The organism is Cupriavidus basilensis, from assembly GCF_000876015.1.
Lineage (GTDB): Bacteria > Pseudomonadota > Gammaproteobacteria > Burkholderiales > Burkholderiaceae > Cupriavidus > Cupriavidus basilensis_B.
In genome coordinates this window covers 128,185-147,630 of the sequence record NZ_BBQM01000024.1, presented here as the reverse complement: position 1 = coordinate 147,630, position 19,446 = coordinate 128,185, and the positions used below count along the sequence as shown (strand labels likewise).

The following is a 19,446-nucleotide window of genomic DNA, read 5'->3' as shown; positions in this document are numbered from 1 at the left end:
CCGTCATTTCCAGAACCAGGACGTAAGGCCCAGCCGGTTGTCGATGGACACCGGATCGCGCTGGCGCGGCCGGATCGTGGCCGCGTTGCCGGCGATGGTCACGTCGCCGTCGAAGCTGCCGCCGTTGGTCACGGTGTCGCCGGTGACGGTGGTGCGGCCCGCCGCCATCCAGCTGCCGCCCACGTCCATCGCGTAGAGCCGGGCCCAGGTGTCGCCGAAAAACGCCTTGAAGCCGCGGTCCCGCGCGATGGCGCTGTAGCCGGTGATGCCGGTGGCGTAGGTGACGGGCGCGTCGACGCGCAGGTCGCCCAGCGCCAGCACCCGGCCACCCACGTTGGCGGCCACGTTGCCCGCCTGGATGTCGATGTTGCCGCCGGCGGACAGCAGGCCGCCGGTCACGGTGGTGGTGGACGATGCCGAGGCGCGGCACACGATCAGGCACGAGCGCGCGTAGTGCGCGCTGCCGGTGGCCACGCCCTGCGTGCTGAAGGTATCGGCGGCCCGCACGGTGATGTCGCCGTTGTTGGCATAGATCTCGCCGCCCTGGTTGATCACGTTGCGGCCGGTCAGCGTGGTGCCCTTGTCCGACAGCAGGTAGGCGATCTGCCCGGGCCGGTCGGCCTGGCCGTAGTCCACGTCGAAGCTGGCCGTGCTCTTGGTCAGGAACAGCCAGCGCCTGCCGGAGGCGGTGCGGAAGTCGGGCTGCTCGCCGTTGGCGCCGGCCTGCTTGGTGATCTGGTTGAGCAGGTCGCCGCCGGCGCGCACGTCGAGATAGCCGTTGGAGAGCATGCGGCCGTGCAGGTTGACGACGTCGCCGCCGGCCTGCACCGAGACGTCGTCGCCGGCGCCGAACAGGATGCCCAGCCATTGCGGCGTGGCGGTGTTGAGGATGTTGCCGCCGGCGCGCAGCGTGACGGCGCCGGCCGCCTCGGCATCGTCGGCGTTCCTCGCCTGCCCCTGGATCAGCCCGCCGCTGTTGGCGATGTCGCCGTCGGCCCGCACCAGCACGCCGCCGCCGGTGGCGACCACGCTCGATTGCCGAGCGTCCGAGCCGATGGACACCGCGCCCGCGCGCAGGCGGACATCGCCGGCGGCCAGCAGGGTGCTGTCCTGCTGGGCATAGTCGCCCGTGACCGTGACCGCGATGGCGCCGCCGGAGGAACGCACGTCGGCATCCTGCAGCGCCAGCGACTGCGCCCGGATCGCCGTGCCGGCCGTGCCGTCGATATCGGTGCCGGCGAGCGTGGCATTTGCGGCCTCGATGGAAACGGCGCCGCTCTTCGAGACCAGGGCGCTGCGGCCCGCGCCCTGTGCAGCCTGCAGCCCGGTGGCGGCAAGGACGATATTCCCGCCGGCGGTGGCTTGCGTGCCGCGCCACAGCACGCCGGGGCCGGCGTCGAACACGCCGATGCCGCCGCTGGCCGCCAGCGTGGTGTCCGCCAGCGCGACGGGCTGCGCATGCACCTGCCCGGACGACCCGATCACGAGGTCGCCCGCGGTGCGGGTGCCCGCGCTCAAGGCGGAATCCGCCAGGTCGACCCGCTCGGAAGCCACCTGCAGGTGCCGGCCGGCCACGACGTTGCCGTTGCCGACCAGACCGCCGCTGCCGATCAGCACGTCCCGCGCGGCCTGGATCCGGCCGGAGGCAAGTTGCAGGTCGCCGGTGCCCGAGACGACGAAATCGCCGGCGGTGGCATACGCCGCGCCGGCATGCCGCACGCCCGCGCCCTGGTCCGTCACCATCAGTTCGATGCGCCCGGCGCTCAGGCTGCCCGCCGCGGTGATGTCCACGGCGAACCCCTGCCCCGGGTTGACCGCCGGCGCCGAATACTTGACCCACTCGCTGGCGTTGTCGGTGGGGGAAATACTGGAATCGATCTCCGCGTTGCTGGTCCCGGCCACCGCGCGGATATGCGCGTTGGCATTGTCGAAGCGGTTCTCGACCTTGCCCGCGATGCGTATCTGCTTGGCCACCAGCTCGAGATTGAGCAGCTCGCCGGACAGGCCGCCGGGGCCGACGTCGATCATGCCCGCCGTGGTTGCCAGCTTGACGTTGCGCTGGAGCTCGCCGTCCGGCCTGATGAAATCATTGAACGAAACCTGGCCAGTGGTCAGCGCGAGGTTCCCCACGTTCAGCACCGAAGCACCGTTCACGCTGATGCCGTTGGGATTGGCGATGATGACGTGGGCGCGCTGGCCGAGCACCGCGAGCTGCCCTTCCAGCACGGACGGATTCGTGCTCGTGACCTGATTGAGGATGACGCGGGCGAAGGCGGCGCGGTTGTCGAGATCGACACCCGCGCGGGGCACGTTGAAATCGCGGTACGTATTGGTGGAGACGCCGCCCACCGCCTGCGCCACACCGACCGTGATGCGGCCGCCGGCCCCCGTGGTGACGGTGGTGACGGAGCCGCCGTCGGGCGTCACGCCGGCGGCCACGGCGGCCAGGCTCCAGCCCGCCGCCACCACGAAAATCCCTGCACCAACCCTGAAATTTACTGCCTGCACCGCTTGCACTCCGCTCAACCTTATGCGCAAACGGCCCCGGTGGATCCGGGCGAATTGAAGGCTTCAACGTGTGTTTTCCGCCTGGTTTTCCTCGCGTTTGCAGCGCCATGATCGGGGCGCGACGCGATGGCGCCGGCACCCTGGTGGATCGGCGATCGCACGCAGCCACGGCATCTCCACGGAAACTGTCAAGTTTCCCGAAACTGCCATTTATGCGATTTGTCGCCGTTGACCCTGAATTACGGCACTGCGAGGGAAAACGATCACCCCCCCAAAGTCTGGTTTGTACTGCGGAATTTTCCGAATTTCATGGACATCGGATGCAGGCGTCGGCCTGACGCCACCTGAATACCGGCGGAAACCGGCCTCAGCCCCCCGCGCGCCCCCATCACCCAATCACCTCCCCCGCCAACTCCCCCTCCAGCCACGCCCGGAACTGCCGCACCCCGGGCCGTTCGGTGTCGGCGGCAACGATCTGGTACGTCGGCCCGTCGACGGCATGCTCCGGCAGCACCACCTGAAGCTGGCCGCTCTTGAGCATCGGCAACACCATCGGCGTGCGCCCGATGGCGATGCCGGCCTGCTGGACGGCGGCGTTGAGGACGTGGGCGTATTGCGAGAAATACAGGCAGGCCTGCTTGGACGAGCGCGCCAGGCCCAGGCGCTGGTACCACTGCGTCCACGACATCCAGGCGAAGCGCGCGCCGGGATCGTGGAACACCAGCAGCGGCGCGTCGAGCATGTGGCGCGGCTCGGTGATGCGCGCGGCGATGGCGGGCGCGGCCACCAGCATCAGGCGCTCGCGCAGCAGCGGGCGCGGGTCGCCGGGGCCGGGGGGCTGGGCGTTGAGGCGGATGGCGAGGTCGATGCCTTCGCGCTCGAGGTTGAGCATGGCTTCGGAGGCGTCGATGCGCACGTCGATGCCGGGCTCGGCGGCCTGGAAGCGGGCCAGCTTGGGCACCAGCCACAGCGCGGCGAACGATGGCGTGGTGGTGACGGCGATGGAAACGCGGTCGACCGCCAGCAGGCGGTCGATGGCCGCGCCCAGCTGGCCGATGGCGGCGCGCGCGGCTTCGTAGAGCTGGCGGCCTTCGGGCGTGAGGCTCAGGCCTTTGCCGCCGCGCCGGAACAGCGCGGCGCCGATGATGTCTTCGAGGCTCTTGACCTGTTTGCTGACGGCGGACTGGGTGATGCAGAGTTCTTCTGCCGCGGCGGTGAAGCTGAGGTGGCGCGCGGCGGATTCGAAACCGCGCAGGGCTTCGAGGGACATGGCGCGCAGCGCGCCGGTGGAGGCTCGGCTCAGGATCGACATGACGCCCAGGCATACCGCTGATGAAAATCCTTCCGGCCGCGCTGGCCGGAACCCGGCAAGAATGCAGTCAACGTTCAGGACGCTGCCCGCGGTCCGGAACGCCTTGCCCGGAGACCATCATGCCGATGACAAACCCGACAGAGCACCCCGCCGCGCAAGGCGTCTGGCTGCTCGGCCCGGCCGCGCTGCGGATCCCGCTTGGCTGTGGATCTTACCTGATCTGCACGCAGGGCACGGCGTGGCTCACGGAGCAATCGGCCGCGCCCGAGGCGGCCGGACGCGACACGGTGCTGGCGTGCGGCGAGCGCTTCGTCGCGCGCCGCGCGGCGGTGGTGTTCGTCTCCGCTTTTCGCGGGCGGCCGGCGCGCGTCGCCGTGGGGCACGCGGCCTGAACACCGGCCATGCAGAACGACACGAACCACGACAGGAGAACGACCATGAACGAGACCGGCCCGCGCCACGGCGCGCACGGAACGCACGGAGTGCACGGCGACGATGCGCGCGGCCACGACGACGCGCCGGTGCAATGTCGCACGCTGGGCGCGCACGCGCTGCTGGTGCTGAACCGCCCGGCCAAGCTCAATGCGCTGAGCTACGCGCTGATCGACGACCTGATGGAAAAGCTCGACGCCATCGAGGCGGACCCGGCCGTGCGCTGCGTGATCCTGACCGGCAGCGGCACGCGCGCCTTCAGCGCGGGCGCGGACATCGCCGGCTTCGCGCCGGACCTCGCGGCGTCGCCGGAGCAGGCGCTGCGCCGTTTCCTGCAGCGCGGGCAGGCCATGACGCGGCGCATCGAGGCATTCCCCAAGCCGGTCATCGCGGCGGTCAACGGGCTGGCCTTCGGCGGCGGCTGCGAGATCCTGGAAGCCTGCAGCCTGGCCATCGCGGCCGCTCACGCCACCTTCGCCAAGCCGGAGATCAAGCTGGGCTTCCCGCCCACGTTCGGCGGCACGCAGCGGCTGCCGCGCCACGTGGGGCGCAAGCGCGCCAACGAGATGATCCTCACCGGCGAGGCCATCGACGCCGCCGCGGCGCTGCGCCTCGGGCTGGTCAACGAGGTGGTGGAGGCGGCCGGCCTGATCCCCGCCTGCGTGCGGCTGGCCGACCGCATCGCCCGCCATTCCGCGGTGGCAGTGACGGCCAGCCTGCGCGCGGTCACGCGCGGCATCAACCTGCCGATCGACGAAGGACTGGCGGTGGAGGCGATGCAGTTCCTGGTGGCCGCGGCCTCGCACGATGCGCGCGAGGGCACCAGCGCGTTCGTGGAGAAACGCCCGCCCGCGTTCCGCCACGCCTAGGCCGCGCTTGCGCTTGAGCCTGTGCTTGAACCACGCGTGAGCCACGCTTGAGCCACGTTCAGGCCACGCCCGGACCGAACCGCGGGACTGGCGCCGGAGGCTTGCAGCGCATATATTGACCTCCACACGCGCGGGCCGCACAAGCGGTCGCCCGCCGGCGCCTCGCCGGGGGCGCCGCATACGCCGCACGCCGTGCCCAAGGAGACAGGCAATGCAAGCGCAAATGGCCGGGACGGCCGTACCCGGGTCCTCGAAACTCGCCGCGGTCCTGCGGGTGACCAGCGGCAATTTCCTCGAGCAGTTCGATTTTTTCCTGTTCGGCTTCTACGCCACCTACATCTCCCAGGCGTTCTTTCCCTCGGACAGCGAGTTCGCCTCGCTGATGCTGACCTTCGCCGTGTTCGGCGCGGGCTTCCTGATGCGCCCGCTCGGCGCCATCATGCTGGGCGCGTACATCGACAAGGTGGGCCGGCGCAAGGGCCTGATCGTGACGCTGACGCTGATGGCCAGCGGCACCATCCTGATCGCGCTGGTGCCGAGCTACGCCACCATCGGCGTGCTGGCCCCGCTGCTGGTGCTCACGGGCCGCCTGCTGCAGGGATTCTCGGCCGGCGCGGAGCTGGGCGGCGTGTCGGTCTATCTCGCGGAGATGGCCACGCCGGGCCACAAGGGCTTCTATACCGCGTGGCAATCGGCCAGCCAGCAGATCTCCATCGTGGTGGCGGCCGCGCTCGGCTTCGGGCTGAACCAGTGGCTGGCGCCCGAGGCGCTGCATAGCTGGGGCTGGCGCATCCCGTTCCTGATCGGCTGCCTGATCGTGCCGTTCCTGTTCGTGCTGCGCCGCTCGCTGCAGGAGACCGCGGCCTTCAGCGCGCGCCGCAGCCGCCCGAGCACGCGCGAGGTGCTGGACTCCATGCTGCGCAACTGGCGCACCGTGCTGGCCGGCACCATGCTGGTGGCCATGACCACCACCACGTTCTACCTGATCACGGTCTACACGCCCACTTTCGGCAAGACCGTGCTCAAGCTGAGCACGGCCGACAGCCTCGCGGTGACGCTGTGCGTGGGCATCTCCAACTTCATCTGGCTGCCCGTCGGCGGCGCGCTGTCCGACCGCATCGGCCGCCGGCCCATCCTACTGGCGATCTCGCTGATCGCGCTGGTGACGGCCTACCCGGCGCTGTCCTGGCTGGCCGGCGCGCCGAGCTTCGAGCGCATGCTGCTGGTGCTGCTGTGGCTGTCGTTCCTGTTCGGCATGTACAACGGCGCGATGGTGGTGGCGCTGACCGAGGTGATGCCGGTGGAGGTGCGGGTGGCGGGCTTCTCGCTCGCGTACAGCCTCGCTACCGCCATCTTCGGGGGCTTTACGCCGGCCATCTCCACGTATCTGATCGAAGTCACCAAGGACAAGGCCGCGCCGGGCTACTGGATGGCCTTCGCCGCGGCGTGCGGGCTGGCCGCCACCATCATCCTGTACCGCAAGAACCGCGTGCAGGCGACCGTGTAGGCAGCGGGCTCGCCCGGCCCGGCGCCGCCGGCGCCGGGGTCCTCGCCGCGCCGCCGCTTGTGCGGCGCACAAAATCGCCGCGCAAGGCTCACTTCCAAAAAGCCAAATTGTCGAACCCGCCGTCAGGCGCGACACTCTTTCCCCAGCGGCTGGCGCCCTGGGCGCCCCGGACCACGCTCTCCTCAACGCTTTCCCGCTCCGGCGGGAAGTTCGCTGCGCCCCCGATGACAAGTACCGACTTCGTTCCCCTTCCCGCCCTGGTCGACGCGCAGGCCGCCTCGCGCCCGCGCCACCCGGCCCTGGTGCTGGACGGGCAGAGCATCGACTACGCCACGCTGAACCGCCTGGCCGACCGCGTCGCGGCGGCCTTGCAGCGCGACGGCGTGCCCGCGCAGGGCACCGTCGCCATCTGCGCGGCCATGTCCATCGGCTACGTTGCCGCGTTCCTCGGCGCGCTGCGCGCGGGCGTGGCGGTGGCGCCGCTGTCGCCGGCGCTGAACCCGGACACCCTGCGCACGATGGTGCGGGATGCGGGCGCGCGCCGCGTGTTCGTCGACGCCACCACGCGCGAGGCGCTGCGCGGCGGCGCGCAAGCCGGGCCGGACGCGCCCTGCATCGCGCTCGACGACAGCGCGGCCGGCCTGCCGTTCAGCCAGTGGCTGGCGCCCGCCGGCACGCCGCCCGCGCCGGTGGCGATCCGGCCGGACTGGGCCTTCAACCTGATCTATTCGTCCGGCACCACGGGCGTGCCCAAGGGCATCATCCAGCCGTTCGGCATGCGCGCCTCGCACGTGCGGCGCGCCGCCCAGGGCGGCTACGGCCCGGACAGCGTGGCGCTGCTGGCGACGCCGCTGTACTCCAACACCACGCTGGTCAGCCTGCTGCCCACGCTGGCGCTGGGCGGCACGGTGGTGCTGATGGGCAAGTTCGACGCCGGCCGCTACCTGGCGCTGGCGGCGCGCCACCGCGCCACCCACACCATCCTGGTGCCGGTGCAGTACCAGCGCATCCTCGCGCACGCGGACTTTGCCGGCACCGACCTGTCCGCGTTCCGCTACAAGTTCTGCACCAGCGCGCCGTTCCCGGCGGCGCTCAAGGCCGAGGTGCTGCAACGCTGGCCGGGCGCGCTGATCGAGTATTACGGCATGACCGAAGGCGGCGGGCGCTGCGAGCTGCGCGCGCACGAGCACCCGCACAAGCTGCACACCGTGGGGCGCCCCTCGGCGGACACCGACATGCGCCTGCTCGGCGACGATGGCCGCGAGCTGCCGCCCGACGCGCCGCCCGGCACCCCGGGCGAGATCGTGGGGCATTCGTCGGGCATGATGTCCGGCTACCACAACCAGCCCGCCAAGACCGCCGAGGCGGAATGGTTCGACGCCCGCGGCAAGCGCTTCATCCGCACCGGCGACGTCGGCTATTTCGATGCCGACGGTTTCCTGGTGCTGATGGACCGCAAGAAGGACATGGTCATCTCGGGCGGCTTCAACCTCTACCCCAGCGACATCGAGGCCGTGCTGCTGAAGCACGCCGACGTCGCCGACGCGGCGGTGGTGGGCGTGCCGTCCGAGCGCTGGGGCGAGACGCCGGTGGCCTTCGTGGTGCCGCGCGCCGGCGCCGCGGCCAGCGCCGAGGCGCTGCTGGAGTGGGTCAACGGCCGGCTGGAAAAAATGCAGCGCCTGGCCGCGCTGGAGCTGACCGGCGAGCTGCCGCGCAACGCCATCGGCAAGGTGCTCAAGCGCGAGCTGCGCGAGCGCTTCGGGCGCGCGCCGTGAGATCGCGCCACAATCCAGGGCGAGGCAAGAACGCGCTGGCCGGATAGCGGGCAGACCGGCAGACCCGCAGACCCGCCGGCGGATTCCATCCATTCCATCATCCGTACCCGGAACAACCAGGGAGACCCATGAGCATCAACGGCAAGGCATACATCGTCGGGGCCTACGAGCACCCGACGCGCAAGGCTCCGGACAAGAGCGTGGCGCAGCTGCACGCGGAATGCGCGCGCGGCGCGCTCGAAGACGCCGGACTGACCCTGCAGGACGTCGACGGCTACTTCTGCGCGGGCGACGCGCCCGGCCTCGGCATGATCAACATGGTGGACTACCTCGGCCTCAAGGTGCGCCACGTGGACTCCACCGACACCGGCGGCTCGGCCTACATCGCCCACGTCTCGCACGCCGCGCAGGCCATCGCCGCCGGCAAGTGCAACGTGGCGCTGATCACGCTGGCCGGCCGCCCGCGCTCGGAAGGCTCGAGCGGCACGCAGGCGCGCAACTGGGGCGCCAACCTGCCCGACCAGCCGTTCGAGGCACCGTATAACGCCGTCACGGTGAACCTGTACGCGATGGTGGCGATGCGCCACATGTTCCAGTACGGCACCACCAGCGAGCAGCTCGCGTGGATCAAGGTGGCGGCCTCGCACCACGCCCAGCACAACCCCCACGCCATGCTGCGCGAAGTCGTGACCGTGGACGACGTGCTGAACTCGCCGATGATCTCCGACCCGCTGCACAAGCTCGACTGCTGCGTGGTCAGCGACGGCGGTGGCGCGCTGATCGTGGCGCGCCCGGAAATCGCGGCCCGGCTCAAGCGCCCCAAGGTCAAGATCCTCGGCGCCGGCGAAGCGGTCAAGGGCCAGCTCGGCGGCGAAGTCGACCTGAGCTGGTCGGGCGCGGCCATCTCCGGCCCGATCGCCTTCGAGGAAGCGCGCATCCGCCCGTCCGACATCAAGTACGCCTCGATCTACGACAGCTTCACCATCACCGTGCTGATGCAGCTCGAAGACCTGGGCTTCTGCAAGAAAGGCGAAGGCGGCCGCTTCGTGGCCGACGGCAACCTGATCTCGGGCGTCGGCAAGCTGCCCTTCAACACCGACGGCGGCGGCCTGTGCAACAACCATCCGGCCAACCGCGGCGGCATCACCAAGGTGATCGAAGCCGTGCGCCAGCTGCGCGGCGAGGCCCACCCCGCCGTGCAGGTCAAGAACTGCGACCTGGCGCTGGCCCAGGGCACGGGCGGCTATCTCGGCTCGCGCCACGGCAGCGCCACTGTGATTCTGGAACGGGAGTAACACCATGAGCACACCCTACACGGCCACGCCGCTCAAGTCGCCGCAGGTGGCGCCCGACAACACCGCGTTCTGGGAAGCCGCGCGCGAAGGCCGCCTGCTGGTCAGGCACTGCAAGTCCTGCGGCAAGCCGCACTGGTACCCGCGCACGCTGTGCCCGTTCTGCATGGGCGACACCGAATGGAAGCAGGCCTCCGGGCGCGGCACCATCTACTCGTTCAGCGTCACGCGCCGCGCGGGCCCGACGCCGTTCTGCATCGCCTACGTGACGCTCGAAGAAGGCGTGACCATGATGACCCACATCGTCGATTGCGACCTCGACACGGTGCGCATCGGGCAGAAGGTGAAGCTGACCTTCACGCCGACCGAGGACGGGCCGCCGGTGCCGACCTTTGCGCCTGCGGAGGCGGGCTGACAGCGGCGGGGCTCTTGGGCGCCGCGGGATCTGACGGAGAAGGGTCTGGAGCGAGGACCGGCGCTTGCGGATGATGAAGGTCATCGCTTCGTGGATGCGCCGGCCCTCTCCCCCCGCCCCTCTCCCGCATGCGGGAGAGGGCAGACCACAGGTAGCAAAGCCGGCGCCGTCGGCAATTGGACCGCGCGCATGGCGCCGTCCGATTGCCGATGCATCCCGATTGCCAGCGGTCCGCTCCCCCTACGCCTCCAACCGGAACACCGCCACCGCCTGCTCCATGTGCTGCGCCTGTTCCTTGAGCGCGTCGGCCGCGGCGGCGGCCTGCTCCACCAGCGCGGCGTTCTGCTGCGTGACCTGATCCATCTGCGCCACCGCCTGGTTGACCTGGGCGATGCCGTTGCTCTGCTCGCGCGAGGCCCGGCTGATCTCGTCCATCATGGTGGTGACGCGCCCGACCGCGCCGACGATGTCGTCCATCGTCGCGGCGGCGTCGCCGGCCAGCGTGGAACCCGCCTCCACGCGCTGCACCGATTGCGAGATCAGCGTGCGGATCTCCTTGGCCGAGCTGGCGGCGCGCTGGGCCAGGCTGCGCACCTCGGTGGCCACCACCGCGAAGCCGCGCCCGTATTCGCCGGCGCGCGCCGCTTCCACCGCGGCGTTGAGCGCGAGGATATTGGTCTGGAAGGCGATCCCGTCGATCACCGCGATGATCTCGACGATGCGCCGGGAGTCGCCCTCGATCTCGCTCATGGTCTGCAGCACGCGCCCCACCGAGGCGCCGCCGGTCTGCGCGATCTCGCGCGCCTCGCCAGCCAGCACGCTGGCCTGGTCGGCGCTGCTGGCGTTCTGCTGCACCGCTGCGGTGAGCTGCTCCATGCTGGCGGCGGTCTGCTCCAGCGAGGAGGCCTGCTCCTCGGTGCGCTGGGACAGGTCGAGGTTGCCCTGCGCGATCTCTCCCGCGGCGGCCAGCACGTTCTGCGCGCCGGCCTTGGTGTCGCCGATCAGCACGCGCCAGGTCCGCACCAGCGACAGCAGGTGACGCTTGACCTCGCTGAGCTCGTCCTTGCCGCGCGCTTCCGCGTGCACGGCCAGGTCGCCGGCATTGATGCGCTCGACCATCCCCGCCACCTCGCGCACGTCGCCGCGCATGCCGGCGGCGAAACCGGCAAACAGGTAGAGCGCCGCGCCCACGGCCAGCAGCGCCACGCCGCCGAGCATTTCGAGCTGGCGGGTCTCGGCGGCGATGCGCCGCGCCAGCATGGCGTGCGTGATGTCCGAGAACTCCTTGTTGACCGAGGACACCGCCTCGATGGCGGCGCTGGCGTTGTCGAAGTACGCCTTGGCGTCGATGGAAATGCCGCCGGTGCCGAGCATCTTGTCCCTGAGCGTGCCGTGGAAGGCATCCATCGCCGACAGCTTCGCCTGCGCCGCGTCCACGCGCTCGCGGTAGTCGGGCGCGGCGCGCAGGACGCGGCCGATGTCGCGCCGCACTGATTCCAGCCCGTCATGAATCTGCTCGGCCAGCGCCGCCAGGTCGGCTTGCTGCGCCGCGTCGGAATAGCCGCCCTGGGTGATGATGGCCGCGCCGCGGCCGCGCGCCAGCGCGCTGAGCTCGGCCAGCTTCGGCATGGGCCCGACCAGCAGGTTGATCAGGTAGTAGGAGCCGGCATCGGGGTCCAGCGCGAGCGAGGAACGGTCGGCCACGTCGCCGATGAACAGGCGGGTCTGCTTGACCAGCGCGCTGTGCTGCTCGAACAGCGGCGCGGCGGTGCCTTTCAGGCCCGATTCATGCATGGCCTGCCACGCCTGCGCGAGCTTTTCCGCATCGGGCACCACATCGAAGCCGCTGCTCGCGGCGGCGTCCTGCCTGAGCTGCGCGAGGTGTGCCGCCGCCTTGGCATCGGCGGCGTCGAAGGTGGCGCGGAAGGCGGCATTGCCCGCCAGCACGGCGTTGGCCGCGCCGCGCCTGACCTGCGTCTCGCGCATGAAATCGAGCGCGCGGTCGACGATCACGAGGCCGCGCAGTTCGTCGCGCGCGGCGCCGACGGACTGCAGCGACATGCTCAGTACCGCGTAGAGCGCGCCGCACAGCGGGATCAGAAACAGGACGGCCAGCAAGGCGAGCTTGCGGATGATGTTCAGGCGCGCCATCAGGCGCACTGCGGGGGAAAGAAAAGACACCACGAAAATCCTTGGGAAAATACTCGCATGCGGCTTGTATCGGCTGCGCGCCGGCATCCTGAAGGCCTTGATGACAGCTTATTTTTTCGCCGCACAACGACGGGGCGAGAACGGCACAGGCGCGGTGCGGCATGCCCGCAAAGCGGGCGCCGGCAAGCGCTGGCGGGAAGGGACCGATTGGGCAAAGGACGCGGGAAACGGGTAAGCCGGCGGCAGGATGGCAAGAAGGTCAGCAAAGGGCCAACAAAGCGGACACAAAACGGACGCAAAGAAAACGTACAACGAAGCCAAGCGAAGCCGGTGCGATGCACCGGCCAGGAGGCACGCCGGGAGGCACGAAAGACCTTGAACCTATTCGCGGCAATGCTGTCTTTTGGTCAGCAGTTTTGTCCTCGAAGGCCTGCGAGCGCGGGCTACCCTACCCAGGAGTCACCGATGCTGAGTCCCCATGAATTTGCCACCTTGCTGCTGGTCCGCGATGCGCAGGACTGCCTGGAACTCGACCCCGTCGATCTGGACACCCTGGTCGAGCGCGGCCTGGTGTCGCTCGAGGATTGCACGGGCGGGCATCGCTGCCCGCGCGTCACGGCACATGGCTTCGCCGTGCTGAAGGCGGTGGGCTGGCGGGACGAGGTACCGCGCCAGGCGCAGTGGCAGGCGCGGGCGCAAGGCACGCAGGCGCTGTAGCACGCGGCATGCCGGCACTCCCGCCGGCATGCGCGCGGACGGGCGGCGCGCGCCGCCGCCCGCGCGGGCAAACGCAGCAGGCAGACAAGCAGACAAGCGGGCGCGCAGCAAGCGCCGCTCAGTGAAAATCCCGGCTCATCACCATCAGGCGGCCCAGCAGCGGGCTGAGGTCCACCAGTTGCTGCGCCACCAGGTGCCTGACCTCGCCCTGCCGCTGCCAGGTGCCGATCACGCCCAGCATGGTGGCGCCCAGCACTTCCTTGCGCTGGCGCTCGATCAGGTCCGGCCACAGGATCACGTTGACGGCGCCGGTCTCGTCCTCGATCGAGACGAAGATGGTGCCGCTGGCGGTGGCGGGCCGCTGGCGCACGGTGACGATGCCGCAGGCGCGCACGCGCCGGCCGTTGCCGCACTGCGCAAGCTGCCGCGCGGTGGCGAATTTCATGGCCGCCAGGCGCGGGCGCAGCAGCGCCAGCGGATGCGACTTCAATGACAGGCCCGTGCTGGCGTAGTCGGCGGCCACGTCTTCGCCCAGGCGCGGCGCGGGCAAGGCAAGCGCGCTCTCGGCCGGCGGCGCCGCGTAGAGCAGGTCGCGGTGGGCCGCCTGCAGCGCGGCGGCGCGGGCCTGCCAGCGCGCCTGGCGGCGATGCCCGGCGAGCGCGGACAGCGCATCGGCGGCGGCCAGCGCGTCGATGTCGTGGCGGTCCAGGCAGGCGCGCAGCACCAGGTCTTCCACGCTGGCGAAGGGCCGCCCGGCGCGCGCCGCCTCGATGCGCAGCGCCACGTCCTTGCTCATGCCTTTCACGCGGTCGAGGCCGAGCCTCACGGCCGGGCGGGCGCTGCCCGCTTGCGCGCCTGCTTCCGTGTCCGCTTGCGTGTCCATGTCCGCGTCCATATTTGCTCCCACCTCCGCGCTCCCATCCGCATCCGCTTCGAGCGTGCTTTCCCAGCCGCTCACCGTGACGTCCGCCGGCAGCGTGCGCACGCCGTGGCGGCGCGCATCCTGCACCAGTTGCGAGGGCGAGTAGAAGCCCATCGGCTGGCTGTTGAGCAGCGCGCACAGGAAGGCGGCCGGATGGTGGCACTTGATCCACGCGCTGAGGTAGACCAGCTTGGCGAAGCTGGCGGCGTGGCTTTCCGGGAAGCCGTACTCGCCGAAGCCTTCGATCTGCCGGCAGATGGCCAGCGCGAAGGACTCGGGATACTTGTTGGCGGTCAGCCCCCTGACCAGCTTGTCCTGGTACTTGCGCAGGTCGCCCTTGCGCCGCCACGCCGCCATCGAGCGGCGCAGATGGTCGGCCTCGCCGGGGGTGAAGCCGGCCGCGTCGATGGCCAGCTGCATGACCTGCTCCTGGAAGATCGGCACGCCCAGCGTGCGGCCCAGCACGTTCTGGATGATCTTGTCGTGGTACACGGGCTGCTTGCCGGTGCGCCGCACCACCTCGCGCCGCTTGAGGAAGGGATGCACCATGCCGCCCTGGATCGGGCCGGGCCGCACGATGGCCACCTCCACCACCAGGTCGTAGAAACTGCGCGGCCGCAGGCGCGGCAGCATCGACTGCTGCGCGCGCGACTCCACCTGGAACACGCCGATGGTGTCGGCCGCGCAGATCATGTCGTAGGTCTTGCCGTCCTCGCGGGGAATCTCCGCCATGCGCATCGGCCCGCCGGACGGCCCCGGGATCATGGCCAGCGCGCGCCGGATCGCCGACAGCATGCCCAGCGCCAGCACGTCCACCTTGAGCAGGCCGAGCGATTCGAGGTCGTCCTTGTCCCACTGGATCACGCTGCGCTCCGCCATCGCCGCGTTCTCGATCGGCACCAGCCGCGACAGCTTGTCCCGCGCGATCACGAAGCCGCCGACGTGCTGCGACAGATGGCGCGGAAAGCCGCGCAACTGCATGGTCAGGCTGGCCCACTGGCGCACCGCCAGCGACTCCGGGTCCAGCCCGTATTGCGAGATGCGCTCGATGAAGCCGCGCGGGCCGTCCCACCACGCCTGCCCCTTGACCACCTGCTCGATCACGCTGGCGTCGATGCCGAGCGCGCGGCCCACGTCGCGCAGCGCGCTGCGCGAGCGGTAGGTGATCAGCGAGGCGGCCAGCGCGGCGCGGTCGCGGCCGTATTTCCCGTAGATGTACTGGATGACCTCTTCGCGCCGCTGGTGCTCGAAGTCGACGTCGATGTCGGGCGCCTCGTCGCGCTCGCGCGAGAGGAAGCGGCCGAACAGCATGTTGGCGTCGGCCGGATGGACCTCGGTGATGAACAGGCAATAGCAGACCAGCGAGTTGGCCGCCGAGCCGCGCCCCTGGCACAGGATGTCCTTGCTGCGCGCGAAGCGCACGATGTCGTGCACGGTGAGGAAGAACGACTCGTAGCCTTTCTCCCGGATCAGGCCGAGCTCGTCCGCCAGTTGCTTGTCCCACCTGGGATCGAGGCCGTCGGGAAACCGTATCGCCTTGCCCTTCATGGTCTCGCTGTACAGGTGGCTGAACGGCGTCAGGCCGGCGGGCACCAGTTCCTCCGGATATTCGTAGCGCAGCGTGTCCAGCGAGAAATCGCACATGGCGGCGATGCGCAGCGTCTGCGCCAGCGCCTCGCGCGGGTAGAGCCGCGACAGCCGCTGGCGCATGCGCAGGTGCTGCTCGGCATTGGGCGCCAGCGCCATGCCGCACTCGGCCAGCGTCTGCCCGGTGCGGATCGCGCTGAGCACGTCGGACAGCGGCTTGCGCGAGCGCACGTGCATGGTCACGGCGCCCGCCGCGGCCAGCGGCACGCCGGCCTGCGCCGCGGCGTCCTCCAGCCGCTGCCGGTGCAGCGCGTCGGCATGGCCCTGCAGTTGCTCGAGCGCGATCCAGGCGCGCTCGCCGAAGACCTGCCGCATCCAGCGCGCCTGCCGCAGCAGCGCTTGCGGCTCGGGGCAGTACGCGGGCAACAGCAGCGCCACGCAGCGGGGCATGCCGCGCAGGTGCGCGTGTTCCGCTGCGGGCGCGGCGATGTCCTCCGGGCGCAGGCGGTAAGCGCCCTTCTCCGCGCGCCGGCGGCCCAGCGTGATGAACTCGCAGAGATTGCCGAAGCCTTCGCGGTCCTGCGCCAGCAGCACCAGGCGCAGGGCCGGCTCATCGTTCTGGCCGTCCTTGCCATCCTGGCCGGTCAGCGTGAAGCGGCTGCCGATCAGCAGGCGGAAGGCCTGCGCGGCGGCGGCGATGGCGGAGAGTTTTTCATGGCGCCGCAGGCGGGCCTCGGCGGCCTCGCCGGGGCCGGCGGCTTGCAGCAGGACGTCCTGCGCGCCGGGGTCGTGGCCTTCGCCGTCTTCCGCCTCCTCCGCGGCCAGGGCTTCGAGGTCATCCTCGTCTTCGTCGTCTTCCTCGCCCGCGTCGAGGCCGGCGGCCAGCCGCGCCGCGCTGCGCGCGAGCGCGGCGCTGGCGCGCTCGCGCAGGTCCTTGAGCGCGTGGTGCGCGCGCGCCGTGCCAGCCACCGAGCATTCGTCGGTGAGCGCGAGGCCGCCATAACCCAGCGCGAACGCGCGCTCGATCAGCTCGACCGGATGCGAGGCGCCTTCGAGGAAGGTGAAGTTCGAGATGCAGTGCAGCTCCACGTAATCGGGCAAGGCCGGCAGCAGCGCCGAGAGCGCGGGCGGCAGGGCGGAAAACGAAGGCGCGGCGGGCAGGCTGGACATGATCGAGGACGGATATGAAACAGGGTGAGGCCAGGTCGAACCAGGTGAAGCCAAATGAAGCCGGATGGAGCCGGATGGAGCCAAGCGCAACGAAGCCGGGAAACGAAGCTGGGAAACGAAGCCGGGCAAGACGGAGCGGGATGCAACCGGACCGGGCCGGATGGCGCGCGGCGCGGGCGCGCTCGGTGCAGCCGGCTCAGAACAGCCCGTGCAGGAACCAGCGGTATTCGCCGCCCTCCTCGCGCCCCGGGCGCTGGCGGTAGACCCAGCAGCGCAGGCCGTCGGCGCGCTCGGCGACGAAATAGTCGCGCGTGGCGAGCGCGTCGTCCCACCAGCCGGACTCGATGCGCTCGGGCCGCGACAGCAGCGCCAGCGGCCCGCCGTGGCAGGGCCGGTGGCGCTGCACGGCCAGCGGCAGCGGCTGCGCCAGCAGCCACGGCGGGCGCGCGGGCCAGGCCTGCGCGGGTGCCGCCGGCGCGCGCGCGGGCATCTCGTCCACCGGGCACCAGCGGCTGGCGCGCTCGGGCCGGTGGTCCGCCAGCGGCAGGGGCTGCAGCACGTTCTCGCGGCCCAGGCGCGCCATCAAGGTGTCGAGCAGGCGGCCCAGCCCGGTCGGCGTGCCGCCCGGCTCGGGAAACAGCGCCTCGCTGCGCGGCAGGCATTCCTGCATGGCCTCCACCACCAGCAGCAGCCCCACCGCCGGCACGGTGAACTGCACCTTGTCCAGGCGCTCCTGCAGCAGCCGGCACAAGTGCGCCGGGTCGCGGCTGGGCTCGGCCAGGCTTACCGTCACCGGCGTGGCCGGGGTCTCGCAGCCCAGGCGGTAGCGCTCATGCTCGAGCCGCAGCGCCAGGCGCGTCACGCCGGCCTGCCGCACCGCCAGCCAGCCGCCCAGCGCCAGCAGCAGGCGCTGCGCGCCGGCCATCACGCCCTGGACCGATTCGGTGCGGCCCGGCAGTTCCATGCGCTGCGCGAACTCGGGCGGCGCGGCGAACCAGGCGAAGCGCACCGGCACCTCGCCATAGGCCTGGTCCAGCCGCGCCAGCACGTCCGCGCCGAGGCGGCGCTGCAAACCCGCGCGCGGCAGGCCGCGCACCTCGCCCACGGTGCGGCAGCCGATGCCGTCGAGCCAGCCTTCGTCGGCCACGTTGCGCAGCATGGCCACCGGCAGGCGGTCCAGCAGCCGCGCCATGCGCGCCGGACGCAGCGCGCGCCGCGCCGGGCGCACCATGCGGCCGTGCCGGTCGCGCCGGAACGGCTGCGCCGCCAGCCACGCCGCGCCGAAGGCGGTCGGCGCGCAGCCCAGTTGAAGGAACACGCCCAGCCGGCGCACCCGCGCATACACCGCGCGGCACAGCGCGCGATGCCCGCCGAACAGCCGCACGCTGGCGCCCGCGTCGATCATCACCGTGGCCGCGTCGGGCTCCGGGTGCAGGCTCACGTGCGGCGAGAAATGCAGCAGCGCCAGCGCCAGCGCCGTCATCAGCTGCGCCTCCGCCGCCGGCTCGCGCTCCAGTTGCACCACCTGCGCCGACAGGGCCTGCACCCCGCCGCGCCGCATGCCAGCCTGCACGCCCAGCGCCACCGCCGGGGCATTGGCCAGCACCACGCGCTCGCGCTCCATCACCGCCACCGGCACGCCGTGATGCAGCACGCCGGGGACCGCGGCGGCAGCGTCCGGCTCAGGCCAGTTCGGCTGCAGCGCGTCCAGCGACAGGCGCGGCAGATGCACCGCGATCCAGTACGACATGGTCTTGCTCTCCCGCAACGGCCTGTGAAACCCGCGGCAACGGCGCCTCCGCAGGCGCGGACGGACGGCCCGGCACCGCCGCCATCTCGTCGAGCGGCAGCACCAGCGGCTGCTCGCGCACCGGGCCGCGCCGCTTGTGGAAGGTGATCGACACCGCATTGCCCGGCGCCGGCGCCAGCAGCAGGCGCAGCACCGCCGGCGACGACTCGCGCAGCACGCCGGCCGGGCGCACGGCCCACGCCACCGCGTCGCCCGCCTGCGCCAGCACCTGCAGGCGGCGCAGCGCCTCGGGCCGCGCCGCGGGCAGCCACACCACGACCCCGCCGAAGGCCTGGCTGCGCAGCACCTGCTCGGCCGCCCACAGCAGGTCGGCCTGCGCCGCGGCCTTGCCGGCGCCGGCCGGCGCGCGCACCCAGAACACCTGCCGCGCCGGCAGCCCCCAGCCGGCCAGGCACGCCGCGTTCGGCAGGTGCGGCGGCCCCACCAGCGCCAGGCGCCGCGGCGCCGCCGCCAGCGCGGCCAGCGCCGGGCGCAGCAGGCGCAGCTCGCCCACGCCGGGCTCGGCCAGCAGCAGCTCGGTCAGCGCCCCCAGCGGCCAGCCGCCGCCCGGCAATTCGGCCGACAGCGCCGCATGGCCGGTCTCCAGCGCCGGCACGCTGCCCGCCTGCCCCGCGCGGCCGAGCTGCCCGGCGCGCCACAGGCCGGGATGGCGCTGCGCGAGCGCCTCCAGCGCCGCCTGGCGGCCGGCCTCGGCGGGCTGGGCCACGGGTGGCACGGGTGGATCAACGGGCGGCGCGTGCGAGCCGGAGGAAACGAGGGAACTCATGTGATGCTTGCGGCCTTGTGACGGCCTTATCCTCGCGGCAAGGCGGCGGGATAAGGTGGGACAAGGCGGGATAGGCGGAATCTCCGAATACTGTATGTTTATACAGTATCACGGCGGACGCAAGGGGGAGAAGCAGGGAGTGCCGGGATCGCCGCCCCGTGGCGGGACGGCGGCGGGATCGTGGCGGGATCGTGACGGGATGGCGGCCGGGAC

General features: G+C 71.3%; 13 protein-coding genes. 7 read left to right on the top strand and 6 right to left on the bottom strand.

Features of this window, described 5'->3' with window-relative positions; all coding sequences use genetic code 11:
• Positions 1–3 precede the first annotated feature (3 nt).
• Both KF708C_RS26615 and KF708C_RS26610 read right to left on the bottom strand, forming a co-directional pair.
• Positions 4–2,508, bottom strand: coding sequence for a filamentous hemagglutinin N-terminal domain-containing protein (locus tag KF708C_RS26615; RefSeq protein WP_231586593.1), 2,505 nt, complete (start codon positions 2,506–2,508; stop codon positions 4–6).
• A 388-nt stretch (positions 2,509–2,896) separates the two neighbouring features.
• Positions 2,897–3,820 carry a LysR substrate-binding domain-containing protein gene (locus KF708C_RS26610; protein ID WP_059414041.1) on the bottom strand — a complete coding sequence of 308 codons (924 nt, stop codon included), beginning with the start codon at positions 3,818–3,820 and terminating at the stop codon, positions 2,897–2,899.
• A gap of 125 nt (positions 3,821–3,945) precedes the next feature.
• Here KF708C_RS26610 and KF708C_RS26605 point away from each other — a divergent pair, with 125 nt between their 5' ends.
• The 6 genes from KF708C_RS26605 (at position 3,946) to KF708C_RS26580 (ending at position 10,110) form a co-directional block, all read left to right on the top strand.
• A complete protein-coding gene (locus KF708C_RS26605) occupies positions 3,946–4,212 on the top strand; it encodes a DUF2917 domain-containing protein (protein WP_197090432.1) in 267 nt (88 codons plus the stop codon).
• A 45-nt stretch (positions 4,213–4,257) separates the two neighbouring features.
• Entirely contained in the window at positions 4,258–5,121 is an 864-nt protein-coding gene (locus KF708C_RS26600) for a crotonase/enoyl-CoA hydratase family protein (protein ID WP_231586592.1), read from the top strand.
• 211 nt (positions 5,122–5,332) lie between these two features.
• The gene (locus tag KF708C_RS26595; protein ID WP_059414037.1) at positions 5,333–6,628 is read left to right on the top strand and encodes an MFS transporter; all 1,296 of its coding nucleotides are present in this window, start codon (positions 5,333–5,335) and stop codon (positions 6,626–6,628) included.
• A gap of 224 nt (positions 6,629–6,852) precedes the next feature.
• Positions 6,853–8,403, top strand: a complete 1,551-nt coding sequence (locus KF708C_RS26590; protein WP_059414035.1) for a class I adenylate-forming enzyme family protein — start codon at positions 6,853–6,855, stop codon at positions 8,401–8,403.
• Positions 8,404–8,531: 128 nt separating this feature from the next.
• Complete coding sequence (locus KF708C_RS26585) at positions 8,532–9,698, top strand: thiolase domain-containing protein (RefSeq protein WP_020204092.1); 1,167 nt, start codon at positions 8,532–8,534, stop codon at positions 9,696–9,698.
• Positions 9,699–9,702: 4 nt separating this feature from the next.
• Positions 9,703–10,110 (top strand): Zn-ribbon domain-containing OB-fold protein, encoded by a 408-nt coding sequence (locus KF708C_RS26580; protein WP_020204091.1) that lies wholly within the window; start codon positions 9,703–9,705, stop codon positions 10,108–10,110.
• A gap of 240 nt (positions 10,111–10,350) precedes the next feature.
• On the opposite strand, the gene KF708C_RS26575 is transcribed toward KF708C_RS26580, so the two are convergent.
• Entirely contained in the window at positions 10,351–12,291 is a 1,941-nt protein-coding gene (locus KF708C_RS26575; protein WP_231586591.1) for a methyl-accepting chemotaxis protein, read from the bottom strand.
• 435 nt (positions 12,292–12,726) lie between these two features.
• Between KF708C_RS26575 and KF708C_RS26570 the strand changes: the two genes are divergently transcribed.
• On the top strand, positions 12,727–12,978 hold the full coding sequence (locus KF708C_RS26570) for a hypothetical protein (RefSeq protein ID WP_020201483.1): 252 nt from the start codon (positions 12,727–12,729) through the stop codon (positions 12,976–12,978).
• Positions 12,979–13,096: 118 nt separating this feature from the next.
• Here the strand turns inward: KF708C_RS26570 and KF708C_RS26565 are convergent, their stop codons facing one another.
• The 3 genes from KF708C_RS26565 to imuA all read right to left on the bottom strand — a co-directional run bounded on the left by KF708C_RS26565 (position 13,097) and on the right by imuA (position 19,233).
• Positions 13,097–16,657 (bottom strand): error-prone DNA polymerase, encoded by a 3,561-nt coding sequence (locus tag KF708C_RS26565; RefSeq protein ID WP_059414030.1) that lies wholly within the window; start codon positions 16,655–16,657, stop codon positions 13,097–13,099.
• A gap of 196 nt (positions 16,658–16,853) precedes the next feature.
• Positions 16,854–18,407 carry a Y-family DNA polymerase gene (locus KF708C_RS26560; RefSeq protein WP_059414028.1) on the bottom strand — a complete coding sequence of 518 codons (1,554 nt, stop codon included), beginning with the start codon at positions 18,405–18,407 and terminating at the stop codon, positions 16,854–16,856.
• Complete coding sequence (imuA, locus tag KF708C_RS26555) at positions 18,340–19,233, bottom strand: translesion DNA synthesis-associated protein ImuA (RefSeq protein WP_059414025.1); 894 nt, start codon at positions 19,231–19,233, stop codon at positions 18,340–18,342. Before imuA ends, KF708C_RS26560 begins: the two co-directional genes overlap by 68 nt.
• Positions 19,234–19,446 lie beyond the last annotated feature (213 nt).